Raw genomic sequence first — 22,858 nt, forward strand, 5'->3', positions numbered from 1 at the left:
CGGGTCTGTTCCGACGGCAGGTGGCTCCGAAAGAATTCCAAGGCGCATTCCTGACCGGATGCGCCTTTTTACGTTAAGTGACCCTAACCGACACTGATCAGGGATCCGGGAGAAACATGCTTCAAGATATTCGGGAAAATTCCCAGGGCACGATTGCCAAAATCATCATTGGTCTTCTGATAGTTTCACTGTCGATCTGGGGGATGGATGCCATCATTGGCGGGTTTTCCGGTGAGCCGGAAGTGGCCACGGTCAATGGCGAAGAAATCACCGAGCGGGAGTTCATGCGGGTGGTTCAGCTTGAGAGCCAGCGCCGTCTGTCCCAGATGGAGCGTCCGGACCAGTCACTGCTGGACGAAGACAGGATTCGCCGCGACGTGCTTGAATCCCTGATCCAGCAGAAGGTGCTGACCCAGGATGCAACTGAGCAGGGTCTGGCCCTTTCAGACGCCGACATAGATGCGCTGATTACCCAGATGCCGCAATTCCAGGTGGACGGCGTATTCAACAGTGATCGTTTTGTCGCCAGTGTCCGGAACATGGGTATGGGCGTGGGTGAGTTTCGCGAAACCATGCGTCGCCAGTATGTCATCAACCAGATTCGCACGGGTATTGCCCAGAGCGGCGTCTCGGCCGGCCAGAACGCCGCGCGTCTGTTGGCCATTCAGAATCAGACTCGTGACTTTCGCACGGTGACGCTTTCCGACTCAGCCGTCGCCGATCAGGTCAGCGTCAGTGATGACGAAGTCGCCAGCTACTACGAAGAAAATGCCGCGGATTACCAACTGCCGGAGCAGGTAGATGCTCGCTACATTGTCCTGTCCCTTGAGGCTCTGGCGGAAACCATCGAGGTCACGGATCAGGAACTTCAGGCCTATTACGAAGACCGGGCCTCTGATCTGGCGCGGGAAGAGCGTAAGGCTTCGCATATTCTTATCGAGGATGGCTCTGACGCCGAAGCGACCATGGAGACCATTCGGGAGCGCCTGGACGCCGGTGAATCCTTTGCCGACCTGGCGAAGGAGTATTCAATAGATACCGTCTCTGCAGAGCAGGGTGGTGATCTGGGCTACGCGGGCCGCGATGTCTATGATCCAGCCTTCGAAGAAGCCATGTTCAACCTTGAGGAAGGCGAGATATCAGAGCCGGTATCAACCAGTTTCGGTGTACACCTGATCCAGGTGACAGACATCCGCAGGTCTGCGGTGCCACCTCTTGCGGAGCTGGAGGATCAGTTGCGCCGTGATCTGGCTCGCAGCCGCGCCAACGAGCGCTTCGCCGAGGTCCGCACAGATCTGCAGGATCGTGCCTATTCAGCAGACAATCTGGAAGAGCCGGCACAGGAGCTAGGACTTGAGGTTCGCTCGAAAGAAGGTATTACCCGGGAAGGCGGGGAGCCACCTTTTGATCATGCCGGACTTGTGCGCCAGCTGTTCTCCGAGGATGTGCTTGACGACGGTTTCAACACCGAGCTGATTGATGTGGGGGATAACATGTCGGTGGTCGCTCGCGTTGCACAATACAACGAAGCTCGCCAGCGTCCGCTGGAAGATGTCGAGTCTGACATTCGCGACACCCTGACCCGGCAGAAAACCATTGAAGCGCTCCGGGAGCGGGCGGAGTCGCTTGTAGCTGACCTGGAATCCGGCACTGACCCAGCGTCACTGGATCTGGGCGAATGGACAACTTACACCGATGAGGGGCGTAACGTATCCACGCTCAGCCCGGCATTGTTGTCGCGAGTGTTCTCGCTCGGACGCCCTGACGATGGTTCGGTCTATGGCGCCGAAGTGACAGCTGATGGCGCCACCATCATCGCGCTTGATGCAGTGAACGAAGGTGACATTGACCGCGAAAGCGATGAATTCCAGCAGGTCCGTGATTTTCTGGCGACCATCGGTGGCCAGCAGGAATATCAGGCTTACCAGGATTACCTGAGAAACCGGGCCGAAATCGAAAGGCTTTGATAAAAGCCCTGATAAAAAAAGCACCCTTTGGGTGCTTTTTTTTGCCTGCTCGAGGGGCAAAGCCAGATCGTAAAGAGGGGCTATCTGGGTATTCGGGTGGGCCGCAGGCTTTCCTTGATCTTTTTCAGGTGATCGAGAAAATCCTTGCCCCGCTTCAGGGTGACGCCGGTGGCAAGAATATCAATCACTGTCAGGTGAATGATTCTCGAGGTCATGGGCATATAAACTTCCGTGTCCTCCGGCGCTGTCACGCCAACAACGATGGTGCAGACCTCCGCCAGTGGAGAGTCAGGTGTGGTAATGCCAATCACCGTTGCGCCGGTGGCTCTGGCGTGCTGCGCAATCTCAATGGTCTCGAGGGTGCGGCCGGTGTTGGAGATGAGCACGATCACATCACCGGTTGAACTGCCTGCCGCCACCATCCGCTGCATCAGCGGATCATCATAGAAACTCACCGGGATATTGAAGCGGAAAAATTTGTGTTGGGCATCCATGGCTACAGGAGCGGATCCGCCCATACCGAAAAAATGAATCTGCTTGGCCTGAATCAGGTGGTCGATTGCTCTGGCCAGCGCGCCCGGGTCCAGAGATTGCCGGGTCTTTTCCAGGTTGGCGATGGTGCTCAGCATGATTTTGTCAGAGAACTCATCCACCGAGTCGTCGGGTTCGATGTTCTGCCCGACATAGGGCGTACCCGTGGCGATACTCTGGGCCAGGCGAATCTTGAAATCTGGAAATCCGGTCGCAGAGAAGCCGCGGCAGAAACGGTTTACTGTAGGTTCGCTGACGTCTGCGGCACGGGCAAGCGCTGCAATGCTGTAACGCGTGGCGGCGGTAGGGTCACGCAGAATGGCCTCTGCGACTTTTCGCTCGGATTTGTTCAGGGTTTCAAGTCGGTTCTTGATGTCTTCCAGCAGGTTGTCATCGCGCTGTATTTTATTGCCAGCCATCGAGGGCGCTCCTGAAGCTGTTGGGCTTTGTGTCGAAATTGTCGCGATTATAGCGTGTTTAGATACTCAATAGGGTAGTAAACCTATCATTCCATCGATCAGGGCCTTGGAATGGCCGGTACTTGCTGTCATTATTTTGATAAAATTACTACCGAAGCCGCCGTAAACCGCGAGGCAGGCACTGCGCAACGGGGAATCAGGGAGATTGGAAGCCGATGGTTGATCGTGAAGAAACCCGCTGTGATCTGATGATGTTTGGCGCACTTGGCGATCTGGCGCAGCGCAAACTGTTTCCTGCACTTTATCAGCTTGAGCGAGCAGGGCTGCTGCATCCGAAAAGTCGCATTCTCGCCATTGCTCGTCGTGAAGCGGACACCGGGTCGGTGCGTGAGTTACTGCTGAACAGACTTCGGGAGCATGTGAAGCCGCAAGAATTCGATGCGGATGTCGCTCGCGGCTTCCTGCAGCGCGTTGACTATCACTGCCTCGATTTCAGTGATCTGGATGGCTTTGCGGCGCTGAACGAGTGGCGCAGCACCGACCCCAGCCATCTGGTGGTTTACATGGCCACGCCACCGGCCATGTATGGTGAAATTGCCCGCAACCTGCGCAGTAGTGACTGCTGCGATCACAATACCCGGGTGGTGGTTGAGAAACCGATCGGCCATGACCTTGCGTCGTCAAAGGTCATCAACGATGAACTGGGCGAGGTATATAACGAGAACCAGCTGTTCCGTATCGACCACTACCTGGGCAAGGAAACGGTTCAGAACCTGATTGCCCTGCGCTTTGCCAACAACCTGTTTGCCTCCCAGTGGGATCAGAATCATATCTCCCATGTGGAAATTTCGGTGGCTGAGAGCGTTGGTATCGAGGGTCGGTGGGGCTATTTCGACAAGGCAGGTCAGATCCGGGATATGGTCCAGAACCACTTGCTGCAGCTGCTGTGCCTGATCGCCATGGATCCGCCCTCTGATCTTTCGGCAGACAGTATCCGGAACGAGAAAGTCAAAGTGCTCAAGGCCCTGCGTGAAGTAACGCCGGACATGATGGATACCCATGTGGTTCGCGGGCAATACACGGCGGGCACCAGTGGCGGAAGGCCGGTGCCGGGTTACCTGGAAGAGGACGGCGCCGCCCGTGGCAGCAAGACGGAAACCTTCGTGGCGCTGAAAGCGGAAATTGAAAACTGGCGCTGGTCCGGAGTACCTTTCTACATTCGCACTGGCAAACGCCTGCCAGAAAAGCTGTCCCAGATCATTATTCACTTCAAACCGGCCCCGCATTACATCTTTGATCCGGACCAGAAGCACCTGGCCAACAACAAACTGATCATCCGCCTGCAGCCGGATGAAGGCATGTCCCTGCAGATCCTGACCAAGGACCAGGGGCTGGATAAGGGCATGCGGCTGAGGCAGGGACCGTTGGAGCTGACTTTCTCGGAAACCTTTGAAACCGATCGAATACCGGATGCCTATGAACGTCTGCTTTGGGAAATCATGAAAGGCAACCAGTATCTGTTTGTACGCCGGGATGAGGTGGAGCATGCCTGGCAATGGGTGGATCGGATCATCCGTAACTGGGATGACAGCGGTCAGCCCCCCAAGCGTTACGCGGCCGGAACCTGGGGCCCGGTGGCGTCAATCGCGATGATCACACGCGACGGGAGGAGCTGGTATGAAGATGCATGATCTGAATCTGCCAGAAGGGGTGAGTGCTGCCTTCTACGATACACCCGAAGATGCTGCGCTGGTGCTTGCAGATGCGGTGGCGGAACACCTGTCTGAGCGGCTGCTGGTGGCTCCACGGGCAAGCCTGGTGGTATCTGGCGGGTCAACGCCTGTGCCATTTTTTGAGGCTTTGCGACAAAAGCCGCTGGATTGGGCGAGAATCAACGTGCTACTGGCCGACGAGCGCTGGGTGCCTGAAGATGACGAGACCAGCAACACCCGCCTGGTAAAACAGCACCTGCTCCAGGGCCCGGCCTCCGAGGCCACTTACCTGTCCCTGAAACAGCCGGGAGCGACGCCGGCAGACGGACTGGCCGCAGTGAAAGCCGCTCTGGCTGATGTGCAGTTTCCACTGGATGTGCTGATTCTGGGCATGGGGACCGATGGCCACACAGCGTCACTGTTTCCGGATGCCCCGGAACTTGAACTTGCTCTGGACGATCAGTCAGATGAGGTTGTGTCCCCGATGACGCCACCCTCCCAGGCCCAACAACGAATCAGCCTGACCTTAAGGGCGCTGAAACAGGCCGGATTGACAGCGCTGCATATCAAAGGTGAAGACAAACTTGAAACCCTGCAGGCGGCCTGCAGCAATACTGGCAACGTTCGCGAAATGCCCATTCGGGCTTTCCTCAAGCCGGGTCTGCAGATCTACTGGAGCGCCTGAATGAACCAACTGTCTGATTACCACCGCGATCGGGTTCGCGCCGTTCTGAATGCCTCACCACTGATTCCAGTGATCACCATCAACCATCCGGACCATGCCCTGCCTTTGTGCCGGGCCCTGGTCGACGGTGGGATTCGCGTCCTGGAAATTACCCTGCGCACGCCCCATGGCATCAAGGCCATTGAACAGATCAGGGAGGCCATCCCCGAAGCCTGGGTAGGGGCGGGTACCGTCACCAGCATTGCCCAGTACCGCCAGGTCGAATCGGCGGGCGCGCAGTTCGTGATCACCCCAGGAGTTACTGAGGCGATTCTGGAATTCGGAGTAACTTCAGAAGCGACATTGCTGCCCGGAATTTCGACCATTTCCGAGCTGATGATCGGCCATAACCTGGGTTACCGGGAATTCAAATTCTTCCCGGCCGAAGTCTCCGGCGGTATTCCCGCCCTGAAGGCCTTCGCCGGACCCTTCCCGGATGTTACCTTCTGCCCAACCGGTGGTATCCGGCGTGATACGGCCCGGGACTATCTGGCCCTCAAAAACGTCACGGCCGTCGGGGGTACCTGGCTGACACCGGGCGGTCTGGTCGCTGCTGGCGACTGGGACGGGATTTCAGAGATTGTTCGGGGGAGTCTGGCTGACCTCTGAGATATCTGATAGGTCTAAACAGAGGCTGCGGGGCGGGGCTTCCCAAAATGTGCGGAGCCAGGGATGGCGGAGCCCAAGCGCCCACGGATGGGCTTGCAGCGTTTTTGGGAAGCCCCGCCCCGAAGCCTCAAGGCACTACACCCGCAGGCTACGCAACGGAGGGCAACTCCCGAACTCAGCAGGCTACCGAATATCCGTACCAACCCGAACAATCTTCATGGTGTTGGTGCCACCCTGGGCATTTACGTAATCGCCCTTGGTGATCACCACCAGATCGCCATCCTTCACCGCTCCCATTCGCACAAGCTCATCCACCGCCCGGGCGTTGGTTTCTTCCGGCGCAATGCGCTCCGAATCAAACGGCACCGTCTGCACACCGCGGAACATGGTCACCCGGTGCTGGGTAGAGTGGTGGCGCGAGAAGGTGAAAATCGGCAGGCTCGATTTGATGCGGGACATCAGCAGGGGCGTAGCGCCGGTTTCAGACATGCAGATAATCGACGTCACACCTTCCAGGTGATTGGCCGCATACATGGCTGACAGGGCGATTGCCTCGTCAACATGCTCCATGCTTTCGTGAATCCGGTGTTTGGACTGATGCATCGAGGGCTGCTTTTCCGCCCCGATACAGATCCGCACCATCGCCTGCACCGCTTCGGTGGGGTAATCGCCAACGGCGGTTTCCGCTGACAGCATCACCGCATCGGTATAGTCCATGACTGCATTGGCCACGTCGGAAACCTCGGCACGGGTAGGCATCGGGTTTTCGATCATCGATTCCATCATCTGGGTCGCGGTGATGACCACCCTGTTGAGCGCCCGGGCGCGGTTGATGATGTGCTTCTGGACGCCCACCAGTTCAGCATCGCCGATTTCCACCGCCAGGTCACCGCGGGCGACCATGACCGCGTCGGAGGCTTCAATGACCGCGTCCAGGGCGGCGTTGTCGTGGGCCAGTTCAGCCCGCTCGATCTTGGCCACCAGCCTGGCTTCGGAACCGGCTTCTTTCAGCAGGCGACGGGCGACGTGCATGTCCTCGGCAGTGCGAACAAAGGAGACAGCCACGTAGTCCGCGCCCAGCCGCGCAGCGGTCTTGATGTCCTGTTTGTCTTTCTCTGTCAGGGCTTCGGCAGACAGTCCGCCGCCGCGTTTGTTCAGGCCCTTGTTGTTGGACAGGGGGCCGCCGATCAGAACCCGGGAGGTAATGCTGGTGTTGTCCACCGACTCTACTTCCATCTCGATGCGGCCGTCGTCCAGCACCAGGATATCGCCGGTTTTTACGTCCTTGATCAGCTGTTCGTAATCAATGCCAACACGCTCATCATTACCCGCTTCCTTGTCCATGGCAGCGTCGAGAACGAAGGTCTGGCCGGCTTTCAGGGTGACCTTGTTTTCGGCAAACCGGGCTACCCGCAGCTTTGGTCCCTGCAGGTCAGCCAGCAGAGCAACAAAGCGCCCGTTGGCTTTCGCACTTTCACGCACCCGGCGGGCGCGCTCCATGTGATCTTCCGCGCTGCCATGGGAAAAGTTCAGTCGGGTAACGTCCACGCCAGCCGCAATAATGGCTGAAAGGGATTCCGGTGAATCGGTAGCGGGGCCGAGTGTGGCAACGATCTTGGTGCGCCTGAGCATGGTTCCTGTTCCTTTTTATTGACTGTGAAGGCTTCCGGGAGCATACCGGGACAATACCGTAGGCGGCCAGAATTACTGGCTCGCCTTAGACATAAGTGCAAGGGCATTATCGAGCATGCGATTGGAGAAGCCCCATTCATTGTCATACCAGGCCATGACTTTTGCGTGACGTCCCATGGCCCGGGTGTGGTTGGCGTCGAATATGCTGGAAAGGGCATTGTGGTTGAAGTCCACACTGACCAGTTTTTCCGCATTATACCCCAGTACCGGACTGTTCTCGGCAGCGGCTCTGACAGCTTCGTTGATTTCTTCAACGGTGGTGTCGCGGCTGGCAATGAAGCCGAAATCCACCAGCGATACGTTGATGGTGGGCACGCGTACGGCCAGGCCGTCAAACTTACCTGCCAGTTCCGGAATGACTTTACCAATAGACGCCGCCGCGCCGGTTTTCGTCGGAATCATCGACTGGGTGGCAGACCGTGCCCGGTAGAGATCTGAATGATAGACATCGCTCAGCTTCTGGTCATTGGTGTAGGAATGGATCGTGGTCATCAGCCCGCTTTCGATGCCGATCCTGTTGTGCAGGGCTTCAACCACCGGCGCCAGACAGTTGGTGGTGCAGGAGGCATTGGAAATGATGTGATGGTCTGACGTCAGTATTCCATCGTTGACACCGTAAACGATCATGGCATCCGCGTCCGGTGAGGGCGCGGAAATAATGACTTTCCTGGCGCCAGCTTTCAGGTGGCCTTCAGCCTTGGCCCGGGAAGTGAACAGCCCGGTGCATTCGAACACCACGTCGACGTGGTAGTCTTTCCAGGGGAGTTCTTCAGGATTGCGGATGGCGGTAATGCCGATCCGGTCACCGTTGACCGACAGCGACTCGTCATCGTGGTTTACAATGCCATTAAAGCGGCCGTGCACGCTGTCGTACTTAAGCAGGTGGGCGTTGGTTTCTGCATCGCCCAGGTCGTTGATGGCCACAACCTGCATCTTGCCGCGGTAGTCATTTTCGTAAAGCGCGCGGAGTACGTTGCGGCCAATGCGGCCAAAACCGTTAATTGCGATCCGAATGGTCATAGTCTGGCTCCAAATCTGTTTGTTTATTGTTCGCTTTGTCTATTTATGTAGTAAATATAACAACAATAAACGAATAAATGAACATTGTTCGGTGTTCGTAGCGAAAAAAGCACGTAAAATTACGCGAATTAGAAAATGAGTCACTCGTAAAGCTTCAGGAGATCCACTATGCATCCCACCGTAGCGGCGGTAACCCGGCGGATTATCGAGCGCAGCCAGGGCACGCGTCAGGACTATCTGGACCGGATGGAGGCCCTGAAAGCACAATCGCCCCACCGCAGCAGCCTGTCGTGTGGCAACCTCGCCCATGGTTTTGCGGCCTGTAACCAGTCCGACAAAGACACCCTGAAATTCATGAACAAGGCCAATGTGGCTATTGTTTCGGCCTACAACGACATGCTGTCGGCCCATCAGCCCTACAAGGATTTTCCGGATGTGATCCGTGAGGCGGCCAACGGCATGGGGTCGGTGGCGCAGTTCGCCGGGGGCACGCCGGCCATGTGTGACGGGGTGACCCAGGGCCAGCCGGGTATGGAGCTGAGTCTGTTCTCCCGCGATACCATCGCCATGAGCACCTCGGTGGCGCTCAGCCATAATATGTTTGATGCCACTCTGTTGTTGGGGATCTGCGACAAGATTGTGCCGGGCCTGCTTATTGGGTCCCTGAGCTTTGGTTACCTGCCGACGGTGCTGGTGCCGGCTGGGCCGATGCCGTCTGGCCTTCCGAATAAAGAGAAGCAACGGATCAGGCAACTGTATGCCGAGGGCAAGATTGGCAGGGACGAACTGCTTGAAGCGGAGTCCCAGTCCTACCACAGCCCCGGCACCTGCACCTTCTATGGCACCGCCAACAGCAATCAGCTTCTGGTAGAAGTGATGGGCCTGCATCTTCCGGGCGCGGCATTTGTAAATCCCGGCACGCCCCTGCGGGATGCGCTGACCCGGGCGGCAACCGAGCAGGTGATCCGGCTATCCAAACCCCACGGTGGATCCCTCGGCCTGGGTGACATGATCAACGAAAAAAGCATTGTCAATGCTCTGGTGGCGCTGCTGGTGACCGGTGGATCCACCAACCACACCATTCACTGGATCGCCATTGCGCGGGCGGCGGGCATCATCATCGACTGGAATGACTATTCCGAGCTGTCTGCGGTAGTGCCCTCGATGACTCGGATTTACCCCAACGGTGAGGAGGACATCAACGCGTTTCATGAGGCAGGGGGAACCCCGTTCCTGATCCGGGAACTGCTGGAGGCGGGCCTGCTTCATAACGATGTTGAAACAGTGGTAGGGCATGGCCTTGAGCGCTATACCCGGATGCCGGAAATGGATGGCGACAAGCTGGTCTGGAAGCCTGCTGCCACGCAAAGCGCAAAACCGGATGTACTCAGTACGGTCAGGGAGCCATTTGCGCCAGACGGAGGATTGCGGGTGCTGGAAGGAAATCTGGGCCGTGGTGTGATCAAGGTATCGGCGGTGGCCGAAGAGCATAGAGTGGTGAAAGCCCCGGCGGTGGTTTTCAATGATCAGAACGAGTTGAAAGCCGCGTTCGACGCCGGTGACCTCAACCGTGACTGTATTGTTGTGGTGCGCTTTCAGGGGCCCAAGGCCAATGGCATGCCGGAGTTGCACAAGCTGACTCCCTATCTGGGCGTACTGCAGGATCGCGGCTTCCGGGTCGGCCTGGTGACGGACGGGCGTATGTCTGGCGCGTCCGGCAAGGTTCCAGCGGCGATTCACGTGTATCCCGAGGCTGCCAATGACGGTCCGCTATCCAGAGTGAAGTCCGGTGATGTGATTACCCTGGACGCCGCAAAGGGGGTGTTGGAAATTGATCTTCCGGCGTCTGAATTTGCCCAGCGGCCGGCCGCCAACGCAGACCTGAGCGGCAATCGCCATGGCCTTGGCCGGGAACTGTTCGGCTGGATGCGCCGTGCAGCCAGTACGCCGGAGGAGGGCGCCAGCTTTTTCTGGAACCACGACGCGTGATCGCAGACTACGACTCGCTGGTTGGCGACATTGGCGGAGCCAATGCCCGCTTCGCGCTGGTAAAGGCCGGGCAGCTGGACCCGGAATCCATCCGGATGATGGCTTGTCGGGACTACCAGGGACTGGACAACGCCATTTACGAATATTTCCGGCAGGTCGGCGGTGCGGCCGCGCGCGATGCCTGCCTGGCGGTTGCGGCCACGCCCTCCGGCGCGTCAAGCGACAGCGCAAGGGTGACCATGACCAACAGCCACTGGCGCTTCGATATTGAACATGTTCGCCGCCAGTTTGGCTGGGAAAAGCTGCGGCTGATCAACGATTACACCGCTATGGCCCTGGGCATTCCCCATGTGCGGCCCGACAGACTGGTTCGGATTTGTGGCGGCCCCGGTAACGAACGTCGGCCCAGACTGGTGATCGGCCCGGGCACCGGCCTGGGGGTATCAGCACTGGTGCCATCGCGCAATGGCTGGCTGGCGCTGATGACCGAGGGTGGTCATGTTGATTTTGCCGCGACCAACGACACCGAACTGTCCCTGCTGAAGATTCTTCGCAATCATTTTGGCAGGGTGTCTGCCGAGCGGGTTCTCAGTGGCCCCGGGTTGCTGAATCTTTACCGGGCCCACGGAGAAATGCAGGGACTGCCAGCAACTCTGAGCGAACCGGAGGACGTTACCAAAGCCGCACTGGCCGGTTCTGACCCGCTAGCTGGCCAGACTCTGGAACATTTCTGTGAAATTCTCGGGCGGGTTGCCGGTAATGCGGCGCTGACTCTGGGCAGTACCGGCGGCGTCTATCTGTGCGGCGGGATTCTGCCGGGGATGATCGATTTTCTGAAGCAAAGCCGGTTCAAGCAGGCGTTTACCGACAAGGGGCGCATGGGCCCCATGCTCGAACGCATGCCGGTTTACGTGGTTACCGAGCGCCATACCGGGCTTTTCGGGGCGGCAGCGGCGCTGACCAATCCGGAAATCCAGAACGCCAGCGACGACTACAGATAATGCACCAGTTCACGGCTGTCAAAGCGATACTGGCGGTTGTATACGCCTTTCTCAGAGCGTTTCCCAATCGCCACAATCATGGTCACCAGTCCCTTGCGTGGCACGCTTAGCAGGCGTCTTACCCGGCACTCATCAAAGCCTTCCATTGGACAGGAATCGTAGCCGTGGGCCCGTAGCGCCAGCATCAGATTTTCCGCCGCAAGAGCGGTGGATTTAGTGGCCCAGACTTTCATTTCGTTCACCGAATAGGGCCCTCGTGGCACCGGCCGGGACAGGCCAACCACCAGGCCAGCCGCTTTCTTGGCGACGCCCAGTACTCCGAAGGGCCCCTGGTTATAGTGGATCGGTGCAATCTTTGAATAGTACTTTTTCACGATTCCCGGCATTTGCTCTTCCGGCCATTGCTCCAGAGCCATCCGGGAATGCTGGCGCCAGGTGTCTGGTCGGGCCACCACGGCAACCAGTACCGGTGCGGTTTTTGCGGCGTTCTGCCCCAGGCAGGCTTCGGCCAGCTTCGCCTTGAGATCCGGTGTTCTGACTACAAAGAATTCCCAGGGCTGAAGGTTGCTGGAATTGGGCGCCAGCATGGCCAGTTCCAGGCAGTCGCTGAGTACCTCATCCGGTACTGGTTCGTCAGTGAAGCGGCGAACTGAGCGCCGGCTGCGTACCACCTTGCGGAATTCCTCCAGGGTGGTACTGGAAACAGAATCGGGCGAAATGTCTGACTTGGCATTCATCGGGTGAGCAATCCTTTTTGCCGGCGGCAGGACAAGGCATTAAGGTTACGTTAAGTTGCTGTTTATGCAATGACCTTTTCTTCTGCAGCGGTTGGCATGAATAACCATGGATGAATTGCGTATTCCGACAGAACAGCTGGTAGAGCAGGTGCGCCAATGCCGGATCTGTGAGCAGGCCTTGCCCCTGGGGCCAAGGCCGGTGATCCAGATGTCAGAGTCTGCCCGCCTGCTGGTGGTGGGTCAGGCTCCGGGCAGGCGCGTGCACGAAACCGGGCTGCCGTTCAACGATCCCAGTGGCGACCGCCTGAGGGACTGGATGGGTATTACCCGGGACACCTTTTATGACGACCAGCAGTTAGCCATTCTGCCCATGGGCTTCTGCTACCCGGGCACCGGCAAATCCGGCGACCTGCCGCCGCGCCCGGAGTGCGCCCCGGCCTGGCGGGAAACATTGCTGGAACGGCTGGAACAGGTGGAGCTGACGCTGGTCATTGGCCAGTACGCCCAGGCCTGGCACCTGCCTGGCAGGAAAGTGTCGGTGACCGAACGGGTAAGGCAATGGCAGGAGGTGTGGCCAGCAGCGCTGCCGTTGCCCCACCCCAGCCCCCGGAACAATTTATGGTTAAAGCGCAACCCCTGGTTCGAGGGGGAGGTGGTCCCCCGGCTTCGCCAGCGGGTTGCGGCGATTCTCCAACGATGATTCAGCAGCATTGAATCAGCGCGCCTCTTCCCAGCGGGACAGCAGCGCCTCATAGCGAATGGTCTGTCCCGGGGGCTTCTCATTCTGCAGTCTGGGTTTTGGTGCGCCCGGCTGGGCCAGCCAGTAGTCCCGTCCTTTGGCTTCTTCGTTGGTGGCAATACGGGGAGGACAGTTGTCAACGGTAAAGTTGCGCTCAATAACGGCCATTGCACGATCCTGGCTTTCCGCAAGCTTGTCCATGGCCTGTTGTGCTGTACGCTTTCCAGACATGGCATCGGCAATGTTCGGCCACCACAGTTTTGCCAGTTTGGGATAGTCGGCGATGTTCACGCCGGTAGGAGTCCAGGCTTCCCGAGCCGGGCTGCGGTAGAACTCAACAAGCCCACCAAGTGCCGCGCTCTGTTCCAGCATCTCCGGTGAGTTCAGGTCGGATTCGCGGATAGGGGTCAGGCCTACCAGGGTTTTCTGCAGGGAAACGGTTTTCGATACGGTAAATTGTGCGTACAGCCAGGCGGCTTTCTGGCGCCGTTCGCTCATTACCCTGGGTATGGTCCAGGCGCCCACATCCTGATAACCCAGTTTCATGCCGTCGGACCAGTAGGCACCGTAGGGTGAGGGAGCCATGCGCCATTTTGGTGTGCCATCCTCGTTGACTACCGGCAGGTCCGGTTTGGTCATGTCGGAGGTAAACGCGGTGTACCAGAAAATCTGCTGGGCAATCTGACCCTGGGCGGGTACCGGGCCTGCCTCTGAAAAGTTCATATCCCTGGCTTCGGGGGGCGCGTAGTTCTTCAGCCAGTCAATGTACTTCTGCAGGGCGTAGACCGCCGCCGGACCGTTGGTCGCGCCGCCACGTTCCACAGACGAGCCCACCGGGTTGCAACCTTCCATCCTGATGCCCCATTCATCCACTGGCAGGCCATTGGGCAGACCCGGGTCGCCGGCGCCGGCCATGGACAGCCATGCATCGGTGAAGCGCCAGCCAAGGGATGGGTCGCGCTTGCCGTAATCCATATGGCCATAGACTCGTTGCCCATCAATTTCGCGAACGTGAACCGAGAAAAATTCAGCGATGTCCTCGTAGGCTGACCAGTTCAGTGGCACACCCAGTTCATAACCATAACGTGCCTGGAACCTTGCCCGAAGGTCCGGGCGCTGGAACCAGTCATATCGGAACCAGTAAAGGTTGGCGAACTGCTGGTCTGGCAACTGGTAAATCTTCCCATCCGGCCCGGTAACAAAACTCAGGCCAATAAAATCCTGCAGGTCGAGGGTCGGCAGCGTAAAGGCCTTCCCTTCGCCTTCCATGTAATCGCTCAGTGCCAGCGCCCAGCCGGTGCGGGAATGGGTGCCGATCAGGTCAGAATCGTTGACGAAGGCATCGTAGCGACCCTTTGCCGCCATGATCCGCTGAAGGTTGACCTGGCGGATAACCTCACCCTCGGGTTTCAGGTCATGGGTCACTTTGATCCCCGTTATCTCGGTGAATGCTTTGGCAAGAACCTGCGATTCATAGCGATGGGTTGCCAGGTTTTCCGACAGCACCGAAATTTCGAGGCCTTCGAGAGGCTCGGCTGCCCGGGCAAACCACGCGAGTTCCTCGGCCTGTTGCTCTTCAGACAGGGTAGAGGCGGTGAAGGACTGATCGATCCACTGATTGATGATCTGTTTGCGAGCTTCCGGCAACGAGTTGAACGTGTCAGATCCGTGACTGTTGGTGGTCATGCTGAGCAGACAGGTAGCGGCAATGATGATTGGCCATTGAGTCATGGGACACCTTTTTGGTCTGTTTTTGTTGTTTGTTTTACTACATGATCAGCGTAATGTTCGCTGTAAACTTCGTCAACGAAAATTCGTGAACAATTGTGTAACATGAAAAATAACCGGTAAAACAGTATGTTGTAAGATTTCGCACGAAAATTGAGCATAAAAAGCATCATAAAATCGAAAAAAATATGTTCTAAAACTTTCCATTTTTTCTCAAGCGAGCTAAATTCGGTGTGTCTCGAAAACAGAAAACGGTCCAAGACCGCAATGAATGTTCGGGATGACAGCGTCTTCCAGACCAGAGGTTCGCTCTAGACAATTGATTTAAAGCGTAATCTGCTGCCTGAAAGCGGCAGAAGTGGTGGACCGGAATATCTCAAACAATAATAGGAAGCTATCATGATCGAAAACAAAAAATGTTCGCACAAAAACGTTTTCAAGCGGTCAGCGCTTGCTGCCAGCGTTGCGCTGGTCGCTGGTGCATGGGCTGCACCAGTTCTGGCAGAAGCCACGTTCGAGTCAGATAACGGCTGGAAAGCCGGTTTTAATGGTCATATCCCGATTTTTGCGGTACTTGGCAGTTACGACGATCCGACCGATGAAGACTCGTTTACCATCACAACCGGCTTTAATCCGGCTACCCTGCAAACGAACATTTATGCGCCAACCCAGAACGGCCTGACGGTGTCCGGCCACTTCCAGATGAACGCGGATATTGCGCCGGGTGATGCCAATGCCAACTTCCGCAGCCGGGTGTCTGAAATTGCCGTGGCCGGTGACTTTGGTACGGTCAACATCGGTAAGGGTTTCGGTATCTTTGGTGTGCCCGCGATCGGTGATAACGGCAGTGGTCTTGGTGTTGGCCTGATCGGTGGGCCTGACCAGGTTGCCGCCACGGCCGGTCGAATCGGCAACGGCTATTTCTACGCCAACTTCACGCCCCGGGTAATGTACACCTCTAACAATCTCGGTGGGTTGCAGTTCAAGGCGGGTGTGTTCAGCCCCTCAAAGGTTGATGGCGTCGCGGACGCTGAATACAGCACGCCCAGGATTGAGGGTAATGTAGTCTACACCGCGGACATGTTCTCGCTTTGGTCGAGCGCCTTTACCCAGGACGTAGACTCGAAAACCGGAACCTTTGACGACTACACCATGTCAGGCGTTGATTTCGGTGGTTCGGTCTCACTGGGGGATCTGAATGTCCGTGGTAACTATTCCATGACATCCGGCACAGGCAACGGTGTATTCGCTGCTCGTCTGGATCCGAACGAAGAAGATGCCAGCCAGTGGTACGTTGAGACCACTTACGGCATCAACAAGACTACCCTGGGCGTAAGCTACGGTGAGGGCGAGGATGACATTAACTCGGACGCTTTCGACACGGATCTGACGATGATCTTTGCCCGGTACGCCGCAACCGATGCGCTGACCCTGATGGCGGAATACACAACTCTGGGCACCGAAGGTGGCCAGGGTGAGTACGATGCCTTCATCGTTGGCTCTCAGCTGACGTTCTGAGGAGAAGGACTTTACCCTTTCCCTTCATAGGGGAGGGGTGAAGGGGAGTGAAAGCCGGGTTCTGAGGAGCGCCCGGCTTTTTTGTGTCTGCAGAAACGACGGAACCCGGCCATAAAAAAGCTCCGGGCGGTATTACCGGCCGGAGCAAATGCCTGAGGGAGTAGTTCAGGCGCTGTGGTGCAGAGCAACGGTTTGAGGTTGAGGTGTGTCCCTGGCGGCCAGGTAGCGATCAAGTTCGCGCACTTCCTCTTCGGAGGCATACAGGCCCTGTTTGGTGCGGCGCCAAAGTATATCGTCTGAAGAAATGGCCCATTCGTTCTTGATCAGGTATTCCACTTCTTTTTCATAAAGGGTGCCGGTAAAGCGGTAGCCAAGGTCCTGAACCGACTCTGCCTTGCCCAGAATGTCATAGGCTTTGGTGCCAAAGGTACGTACATAGCGGCTGCATACTGCCTCGGGCAACCAGGGGTAGTCTTTCTCGAGTTGGGCTTCCAGGGTCGCGTGATTCTCAAACTCACCACCGGGCAGAATTCCGGTCTTGGTCCAGCGGCCACCCGCCTTCGGGAAGAAATGGCACAGTTTATCGGTCGCCGCTTCTGCCAGTTTGCGATAGGTGGTGATCTTGCCGCCAAACACTGAAATAACGGGTGCCTGGCCATTGGCACGATCCACTTCAAAGGAATAATCGCGGGAGGCCTTCTTGGCGTCACCTTCTTCGTCATCCATCAGGGGCCGCACACCGGAATAGGACCAGACGACATCGCTTTCGGTCAGCTGGCGCTTGAAGTGGGAATTGACGATATTGAGCAGATACTCGGTTTCTTCCGGAGAAATTTTCGCTTTCTTCGGATCCCCCTCGTAATCCACATCGGTGGTGCCAACCAGGGAAAACTCGTCCTCGTAGGGAATCACGAACACAATGCGCTCGTCTTCGTTCTGAAGAATATAAGCTTCGGTTTCCCGGTTCAGGCGCGGAACCACGATGTGGCTGCCTTTGACCATGCGAATGGTTTTCGGCGCTTTCATCGCCAGGCTTTCGCTGAACAGGCGGCTGACCCAGGGGCCGGAGGCGTTCACGATTACCTTCGCCGAAACATGATGCACACTGTCGTCATTCATATCCTGAAGTGAAATGTCCCAGGAATCTCTGCCACGCTTGGCATCAATGCACTTGGTCCGGGTCAGGATGGTGGCGCCACATTCCTGCGCCTTTTTCGCAGTCAGAACCACCAGGCGCGCATCGTCCACCCAGCCGTCGGAGTATTCGAAACCTTTAGTGATGTCGGCTTTCAGGGGATCCTTTTCATCAAACTTGATGGAGCGAGACCCCGGCAGTACTTCGCGCTTGGCCAGATGGTCGTAAAGGAACAGACCCATCCTGATCATCCAGGCCGGGCGCAGATGGGGCTGATGGGGCAGGCGAAACCGCATGGGCCACATGATGTGTGGTGAATTGCGCAGCAGCGATTCCCGCTCGGCCAGTGCCTCCCGTACCAGGCGAAATTCGTAATGCTCCAGGTAGCGAAGGCCGCCGTGAATCAGCTTGCTGCTGCTGGAAGACGTGGCTGAAGCCAGGTCGTTCATCTCGCACAGCAGAACCTTGAGGCCACGGCCTGCGGCATCCATTGCGATGCCGGTGCCGTTGACGCCGCCGCCGACTACGACAACGTCAAATGTCGTGTTCTCTGAAGTCATCTTGTGTCATCTCCTGACGCCAGTGGAAGAGCGCTTCCCACGCCCTTACCGGTGATTCATACAAATGTATGGAACTATTATGCGAAAGCAATGAATATTCGTAAAGGAAAATACAGAAAAAAAACGAAAAATTCGAAGCAAATGTTAATAGCATCACGCTCAGGACGCAGGAAAAACAGGGCGGGGCTTGGCTCGGGGTCAGACCAGGTGGAGTTCTACGTTGTGTTCGCGCAGCAGCTGGCGGATTTCAGTGGGCGGTGGCTCGTCGGTAAATACATGGTCGGCCTGGGCAATGCTACCCAGGCGCACCATGGCGTTGCGGCCGAATTTGGAATGGTCCGCGGCCAGTAGTACCTGGCCTGAATTGGCGATGATGGACTGTGCCACGCGCACTTCACGGTAGTCGAAATCCAGCAGTGAGCCATCCGTGTGGATACCGCTGATGCCGATAATCCCGAAGTCCATCTTGAACTGGTTAATGAAGTCCCGGGTTGCTTCGCCGACAATGCCGCCGTCCCGGTTACGCACCTCGCCGCCGGCAATAATGATGTGAAAATCTTCCCGAGCGGACAGGATTGATGCCACATGGAGGTTGTTGGTGACGACCTGAAGGTTATTTTTTTCCAGCAGCGCCTTGGCGATGGTTTCGGTGGTGGTGCCAATGTTGATAAACATGGACGAGTTGTCGGGGATCATCGCTACCAGGGCTTCGGCGATTCGCTCCTTGGCTTCCAGGTCCATGATTTTTCGGGCCTGGTAGGCGGTGTTTACGGTGCTGGAATCGATGCCGGCGCCGCCATGATGCCGCCGCAGCTTTTTCTGGCTGGCCAGTTCGTTAAGGTCCCGGCGGATGGTCTGTGGTGTTACCTTGAACTGGTCTACCAGCTGTTCAGTCGTCACAAAGCCATTCTGTTGAATCAGCTCCATGATCAGATCCTGTCGACGTCGCTGTGCCATTCAATTCCTCCGGGTCCCGGCTTTCTCTAACGAACCAGTTTGTACTTGTTGGTGTAGACGCAGTTTAGAGTGTTTTTCAGGTTTGTGCAGCCTTTTTAGGGGCTTGTGGCCGTTTGCCAGAGTCTCGCCCGCAAAAGGGGTTGGCTTTTGTTTTCAAAAAAGTAAAAATACGAAAAAATAAGAACACCAAGGCGAAATCACTATGACTCAGTACATTCTGTCGATCGATCAGGGCACAACCAGTTCGAGAGCCATTCTTTTCACCCTTGATGGCAACATTCACGCGACCAGCCAGCAGGAATTCACCCAGCATTTCCCAGCCAGCGGCTGGGTCGAGCACGACCCGGAAGACATCTGGCGAAGCGTGCAGGACACCTGCCGTGACGTGATGGAAAAAGGCTGCGACGAGAACGACGAAGTGGTAGCCGTTGGCATTACCAATCAGCGCGAAACCACGGTTGTATGGGATCGGGCCACCGGGGAGCCGGTTTACCCGGCCATTGTCTGGCAGGACCGTAGAACCGCTGACTGGTGTGAAACCCTCAAGAAACAAAGCCTGGAACCGTCGGTGAACAACAAGACGGGCCTACTGATTGACCCCTACTTTTCAGCCACCAAGATTCGCTGGGTTCTGGACAACGTACCGGGTACCCGACAGCGGGCGGAAAGGGGAGAGCTGGCGTTCGGAACCATTGACAGCTTCCTGTTGTGGCGGCTGACCGGTGGCAAGGTGCACAGAACCGATGCCACCAACGCCAGCCGCACCCTGCTGTTCAATATTCATGAACAGAAATGGGACGATGAATTGCTGGAACTGTTTGGCATTCCCGAATGCCTGCTGCCGGAGGTGATGGATTCCTCCGCGGATTTCGGCGAAATAACCTGTGGCGGCCGCCTGAATGGTTGCTCAGTGATGGGAATGGCGGGCGATCAGCAGGCAGCGCTTTTCGGCCAGACCTGCTTTGAAGTGGGCATGGCGAAGAGCACTTATGGCACCGGCTGCTTTCTTATGCTGAACACCGGCGAGGAAGCGCTGAAATCCGAACATCGCTTGCTGACCACCGTGGCCTATCGCCTGAACGGCAAACCGGTCTATGCCCTGGAAGGCAGCATTTTCATTGCCGGTGCGGCTATCCAGTGGCTGCGGGATGGCCTTCAGCTGGTTCGGGATGCCTGCGAAACAGAGCCTCTGGCGGAAGGTACGCCAGTGGATCACGGGGTCTATCTGGTGCCGGCCTTTACCGGTCTTGGCGCTCCTTACTGGGACCCCAACGCCCGTGGCGCCATCTTCGGGCTGACCCGGGACACCGGGATAAAGGAAATTGTGACCGCCGGCCTGCAGTCCGTGTGTTATCAGACCAAGGACCTGCAGAAAGCCATGCAAAAGGATGGCCTCCGGCCGATTGCCCTTAGGGTTGATGGTGGTATGGTGGCCAACAACTGGGTGTTGCAGTTCCTTGCAGACATTCTGGGCGCGACCGTTGACCGTCCGCAAATGGTTGAAACCACGGCGTTGGGTGCCGCTTACCTTGCAGGTTTACAGGCGGGGGTTTTTGAATCCCTTCAGGCGCTGCAGGATGCCTGGCAATGCGACCGTCGGTTCGAGCCACTGATGACAAAAGAGAAGCGGGATAAACTTTACGGCGGCTGGTGTTCGGCGGTGGCAAAACTGCAGAGCAGCCCGGACAATCCGACCTGATTGAGGATGCCGTTGCGGGGTGTCAGTCAGTTCCCGCGGGTCGGACGTATTTGTAAACTGTGTTGCGGCTTACGCCCGCGGCGCGCGCCGTGCGGGCCACATTGCCGCCATTTGCCCGGTAGAGCCTGGGGATCAGTTCCTCCAGGGGTTCCGTCGTCAGGTTGCCGGGGCGACTGGTATCGGTGAAAAAATCATCGGGCAGGTGGTCTTCCTGCAGAAGCTCGCCATCGGCCATGGCCATGCCGACCCTCAGGATGTGGACCAGTTGGCGAACATTGCCGGGCCAGGGATGGCGAACCAGCAGGTCAAGCATGCTGTCGCTCAGTGCCGGGCCTGGCTCGGTTGCCAGCAGGCGCTGATGAACAAACCTGACCAGTTCCCTGACGTCGGTTCGCTCCCTGAGTGCCGGTAGTTCGACATTGAGCCCGGTGATCCGGTAGTAAAGGTCCTGCCGGAAATGCCCCTTCTGAATATCGTCCCGCAGATTCCGGTTGGTGGCCGAAATCAGTTTGATATCAACCGGAAAATCCTCGGTAGAACCCAGTGGCGTTACCACTCGCTGCTGCAGCACACGCAGCAGCCTGGACTGCAGCGCCAGCGGCATCTCGCCGATTTCGTCGAGGAAAAGGGTGCCGCCATCTGCCTGGCGGATCAGGCCGACATAGCCTTTGGTGTGGGCGCCAGTAAAAGCGCCTTTCTCGTAGCCGAACAGCTGGCTTTCGGCCAGTTCCGCTGGAATGGCAGCGCAGTTGACCGCGATCAGCGGTCCCGGGGCGCGGCTGCTATGGTAGTGCAGGCTTCTAACCAGAATTTCCTTGCCTGAGCCGGTCTCGCCGAACACCAGAATCGGAATATCCTTTTCCATCATTTTTCGCGCCTGGGCCACCAGTCTCCGAACCCGGCTGTCTCCATGTTCCAGATCCTCCAGTGCCAGAACGTCATCGGGGATGTCCGCAGCGTCTTTCTGTCGTTCTTCCTGGGACGGCTGGGGCTGTTCCGGAAGCATTACCTGACCCAGCACCTGGTAGTTTCCGTTAGCCGTCAGGCTGGCTGGCCGGTTGTTGGCAATTGCCGTCAGACCGTCCAGATCAATACTGAAGATCTGCTGAAGGCTGGTTCTGGCCTGACGTTCGCCAAGAATGGTAGCCGCCCGCCGGTTCGAGGCGAGCACATTGCCTGTCTTATCCAGAACAAGCAGACCGGCCCAACTGCTGTCGAGACTGGAGGCGCTGGTGTTGATCTTTAAAATGTGGAAGTTGCCTTGATAAGTCTGAAAAATCAGACGATTCTCAATGCCGTGGGACAGAAGTTTGACCATGCCCAGAGTGTAATCGCCGGACATTTTTGTGGTGGAACACAGATTCAGGACCCCGGCTAGTTGACCTTCGGCGTCAAAGACGGGCGTTGCAGAGCCGGTAAGCTGGTGGTGAGCTTTCAGATAATGCTGGTCGCCGCGAACATGCACCGCCTGTCCTGTGGCCAGGCTTGTGCCAATGGCATTGGTGCCTGCGGAAGCCTCATTCCAGATATGCCCCGGGCGTATGCCCGCGAAAGCGGCAGATGGCTGGTCCATTGGGTGCCAGGTTTGAAGAATAACGCCGTCCGGGTCGGCAAGCACCACCAGGCACTGGGTGTTTTGAAGCATGTTGTCAAAGTAGGGGAGCGCTTCGTCTTCCGTTGCCTGGATCAGGCTGGCGTGTTCCTGCTGCAGTCTGTTGAGCGCATCAGGCGGGAGTGTTTCGAACCCGGGATTGCTATTGCAATCAATTCCCAGATTGCGGCATCGCGCCCAGGATGTTTCGATGGGGTTCAAAGAAGGGTCCATGCAACGGTCCTCAGGTGTTCGTTTTAGAGAAATTCTTACAGTAATGAACACCAAAAATTTGTTTTCGAACAAATCAAGTATTGTTGATCGAACTCGCAGTGGTCAATTCCAATTTGCTGACAGAAAGGAGGCTGCCGGCACCTACCGTCAAAAAAACTACCTAAATATATGATATTCATTTAAAATATTGTCTCGTTCCAGAGTGTTCAGATTTTTGGGTCTGAGTGAACATAATGAACATAATGAACAGTTCTGATGCAAGTAACTGAAACGGAAGCCCTGGCCCAGAAGCCTTT

The 22,858-nt window shown here is 57.0% G+C and carries 17 protein-coding genes; 9 read left to right on the plus strand and 8 right to left on the minus strand.

Annotated features, from left to right (window positions below):
• Nucleotides 1-116: 116 nt before the first annotated feature.
• Nucleotides 117-1,967 carry a SurA N-terminal domain-containing protein gene (locus E5Q11_RS02085; RefSeq protein WP_135801743.1) on the plus strand — a complete coding sequence of 617 codons (1,851 nt, stop codon included), beginning with the start codon at nucleotides 117-119 and terminating at the stop codon, nucleotides 1,965-1,967.
• A gap of 80 nt (nucleotides 1,968-2,047) precedes the next feature.
• Here E5Q11_RS02085 and E5Q11_RS02090 read toward each other — a convergent pair whose 3' ends face one another.
• Complete coding sequence (locus tag E5Q11_RS02090) at nucleotides 2,048-2,917, minus strand: MurR/RpiR family transcriptional regulator (protein WP_135801744.1); 870 nt, start codon at nucleotides 2,915-2,917, stop codon at nucleotides 2,048-2,050.
• 215 nt (nucleotides 2,918-3,132) lie between these two features.
• On the opposite strand from E5Q11_RS02090, the gene zwf reads away from it, so the two are divergent.
• Genes zwf through E5Q11_RS02105 form a run of 3 tightly spaced genes read left to right on the plus strand, consistent with a single transcriptional unit; the run spans nucleotide 3,133 to nucleotide 5,962 of the window.
• A complete protein-coding gene (gene zwf / locus E5Q11_RS02095) occupies nucleotides 3,133-4,608 on the plus strand; it encodes a glucose-6-phosphate dehydrogenase (RefSeq protein WP_135801745.1) in 1,476 nt (491 codons plus the stop codon).
• Nucleotides 4,595-5,314: a 6-phosphogluconolactonase gene (gene pgl / locus E5Q11_RS02100; RefSeq protein WP_318527268.1), complete on the plus strand. Its 720-nt coding sequence runs from the start codon at nucleotides 4,595-4,597 to the stop codon at nucleotides 5,312-5,314. The genes zwf and pgl overlap by 14 nt, the downstream gene beginning before the upstream one ends.
• Nucleotides 5,315-5,962 (plus strand): bifunctional 4-hydroxy-2-oxoglutarate aldolase/2-dehydro-3-deoxy-phosphogluconate aldolase, encoded by a 648-nt coding sequence (locus tag E5Q11_RS02105; RefSeq protein ID WP_135801746.1) that lies wholly within the window; start codon nucleotides 5,315-5,317, stop codon nucleotides 5,960-5,962.
• A 183-nt stretch (nucleotides 5,963-6,145) separates the two neighbouring features.
• Here E5Q11_RS02105 and pyk read toward each other — a convergent pair whose 3' ends face one another.
• Nucleotides 6,146-7,594: a pyruvate kinase gene (gene pyk / locus E5Q11_RS02110; RefSeq protein ID WP_135801747.1), complete on the minus strand. Its 1,449-nt coding sequence runs from the start codon at nucleotides 7,592-7,594 to the stop codon at nucleotides 6,146-6,148.
• A 72-nt stretch (nucleotides 7,595-7,666) separates the two neighbouring features.
• On the minus strand, nucleotides 7,667-8,674 hold the full coding sequence (gene gap / locus E5Q11_RS02115; protein ID WP_135801748.1) for a type I glyceraldehyde-3-phosphate dehydrogenase: 1,008 nt from the start codon (nucleotides 8,672-8,674) through the stop codon (nucleotides 7,667-7,669).
• Between the two features lie 168 nt (nucleotides 8,675-8,842).
• On the opposite strand from gap, the gene edd reads away from it, so the two are divergent.
• On the plus strand, nucleotides 8,843-10,663 hold the full coding sequence (gene edd, locus E5Q11_RS02120; protein ID WP_135801749.1) for a phosphogluconate dehydratase: 1,821 nt from the start codon (nucleotides 8,843-8,845) through the stop codon (nucleotides 10,661-10,663).
• A complete protein-coding gene (gene glk / locus E5Q11_RS02125; RefSeq protein WP_135801750.1) occupies nucleotides 10,660-11,664 on the plus strand; it encodes a glucokinase in 1,005 nt (334 codons plus the stop codon). Before edd ends, glk begins: the two co-directional genes overlap by 4 nt.
• Here the strand turns inward: glk and E5Q11_RS02130 are convergent.
• Nucleotides 11,655-12,401 carry a nitroreductase family protein gene (locus E5Q11_RS02130; protein ID WP_135801751.1) on the minus strand — a complete coding sequence of 249 codons (747 nt, stop codon included), beginning with the start codon at nucleotides 12,399-12,401 and terminating at the stop codon, nucleotides 11,655-11,657. The genes glk and E5Q11_RS02130 overlap by 10 nt on opposite strands.
• 106 nt (nucleotides 12,402-12,507) lie before the next feature.
• Here E5Q11_RS02130 and E5Q11_RS02135 point away from each other — a divergent pair, with 106 nt between their 5' ends.
• Nucleotides 12,508-13,101: a uracil-DNA glycosylase family protein gene (locus E5Q11_RS02135; protein WP_135801752.1), complete on the plus strand. Its 594-nt coding sequence runs from the start codon at nucleotides 12,508-12,510 to the stop codon at nucleotides 13,099-13,101.
• Nucleotides 13,102-13,116: 15 nt separating this feature from the next.
• On the opposite strand, the gene E5Q11_RS02140 is transcribed toward E5Q11_RS02135, so the two are convergent.
• Nucleotides 13,117-14,871: an ABC transporter substrate-binding protein gene (locus E5Q11_RS02140; protein ID WP_135801753.1), complete on the minus strand. Its 1,755-nt coding sequence runs from the start codon at nucleotides 14,869-14,871 to the stop codon at nucleotides 13,117-13,119.
• 396 nt (nucleotides 14,872-15,267) lie between these two features.
• Here E5Q11_RS02140 and E5Q11_RS02145 point away from each other — a divergent pair, with 396 nt between their 5' ends.
• Nucleotides 15,268-16,386 carry a porin gene (locus E5Q11_RS02145; protein WP_135801754.1) on the plus strand — a complete coding sequence of 373 codons (1,119 nt, stop codon included), beginning with the start codon at nucleotides 15,268-15,270 and terminating at the stop codon, nucleotides 16,384-16,386.
• Nucleotides 16,387-16,551: 165 nt separating this feature from the next.
• Here the strand turns inward: E5Q11_RS02145 and glpD are convergent, their stop codons facing one another.
• Together glpD and E5Q11_RS02155 are read right to left on the minus strand one after the other, a co-directional pair.
• Nucleotides 16,552-18,081, minus strand: coding sequence for a glycerol-3-phosphate dehydrogenase (gene glpD, locus E5Q11_RS02150; protein ID WP_135801755.1), 1,530 nt, complete (start codon nucleotides 18,079-18,081; stop codon nucleotides 16,552-16,554).
• Nucleotides 18,082-18,279: 198 nt separating this feature from the next.
• Entirely contained in the window at nucleotides 18,280-19,038 is a 759-nt protein-coding gene (locus E5Q11_RS02155; protein WP_135801756.1) for a DeoR/GlpR family transcriptional regulator, read from the minus strand.
• Nucleotides 19,039-19,240: 202 nt separating this feature from the next.
• Here E5Q11_RS02155 and glpK point away from each other — a divergent pair, with 202 nt between their 5' ends.
• Nucleotides 19,241-20,737, plus strand: coding sequence for a glycerol kinase GlpK (gene glpK, locus E5Q11_RS02160; RefSeq protein ID WP_135801757.1), 1,497 nt, complete (start codon nucleotides 19,241-19,243; stop codon nucleotides 20,735-20,737).
• 22 nt (nucleotides 20,738-20,759) lie between these two features.
• On the opposite strand, the gene E5Q11_RS02165 is transcribed toward glpK, so the two are convergent.
• Nucleotides 20,760-22,562 (minus strand): sigma-54-dependent Fis family transcriptional regulator, encoded by a 1,803-nt coding sequence (locus E5Q11_RS02165; RefSeq protein ID WP_135801758.1) that lies wholly within the window; start codon nucleotides 22,560-22,562, stop codon nucleotides 20,760-20,762.
• Nucleotides 22,563-22,858 lie beyond the last annotated feature (296 nt).

Origin of the sequence: Marinobacter confluentis (assembly GCF_004785685.1) — a bacterium.
Lineage (GTDB): Bacteria > Pseudomonadota > Gammaproteobacteria > Pseudomonadales > Oleiphilaceae > Marinobacter > Marinobacter confluentis.

What these genes read in the sequence shown, in the direction of transcription:
- E5Q11_RS02105 (WP_135801746.1), top strand. Translation starts at nt 5,315, where the DNA reads ATGAACCAACTGTCTGATTACCACCGCGATCGGGTTCGCGCCGTTCTG.
- E5Q11_RS02155 (WP_135801756.1), bottom strand. Translation starts at nt 19,038, where the DNA reads ATGGCACAGCGACGTCGACAGGATCTGATCATGGAGCTGATTCAACAG.
- E5Q11_RS02135 (WP_135801752.1), top strand. Translation starts at nt 12,508, where the DNA reads ATGGATGAATTGCGTATTCCGACAGAACAGCTGGTAGAGCAGGTGCGC.
- pgl (WP_318527268.1), top strand. Translation starts at nt 4,595, where the DNA reads ATGAAGATGCATGATCTGAATCTGCCAGAAGGGGTGAGTGCTGCCTTC.
- edd (WP_135801749.1), top strand. Translation starts at nt 8,843, where the DNA reads ATGCATCCCACCGTAGCGGCGGTAACCCGGCGGATTATCGAGCGCAGC.
- glpD (WP_135801755.1), bottom strand. Translation starts at nt 18,081, where the DNA reads ATGACTTCAGAGAACACGACATTTGACGTTGTCGTAGTCGGCGGCGGC.
- E5Q11_RS02165 (WP_135801758.1), bottom strand. Translation starts at nt 22,562, where the DNA reads ATGGACCCTTCTTTGAACCCCATCGAAACATCCTGGGCGCGATGCCGC.
- gap (WP_135801748.1), bottom strand. Translation starts at nt 8,674, where the DNA reads ATGACCATTCGGATCGCAATTAACGGTTTTGGCCGCATTGGCCGCAAC.
- E5Q11_RS02090 (WP_135801744.1), bottom strand. Translation starts at nt 2,917, where the DNA reads ATGGCTGGCAATAAAATACAGCGCGATGACAACCTGCTGGAAGACATC.
- glpK (WP_135801757.1), top strand. Translation starts at nt 19,241, where the DNA reads ATGACTCAGTACATTCTGTCGATCGATCAGGGCACAACCAGTTCGAGA.
- E5Q11_RS02145 (WP_135801754.1), top strand. Translation starts at nt 15,268, where the DNA reads ATGATCGAAAACAAAAAATGTTCGCACAAAAACGTTTTCAAGCGGTCA.
- pyk (WP_135801747.1), bottom strand. Translation starts at nt 7,594, where the DNA reads ATGCTCAGGCGCACCAAGATCGTTGCCACACTCGGCCCCGCTACCGAT.
- zwf (WP_135801745.1), top strand. Translation starts at nt 3,133, where the DNA reads ATGGTTGATCGTGAAGAAACCCGCTGTGATCTGATGATGTTTGGCGCA.
- E5Q11_RS02130 (WP_135801751.1), bottom strand. Translation starts at nt 12,401, where the DNA reads ATGAATGCCAAGTCAGACATTTCGCCCGATTCTGTTTCCAGTACCACC.
- E5Q11_RS02140 (WP_135801753.1), bottom strand. Translation starts at nt 14,871, where the DNA reads ATGACTCAATGGCCAATCATCATTGCCGCTACCTGTCTGCTCAGCATG.
- E5Q11_RS02085 (WP_135801743.1), top strand. Translation starts at nt 117, where the DNA reads ATGCTTCAAGATATTCGGGAAAATTCCCAGGGCACGATTGCCAAAATC.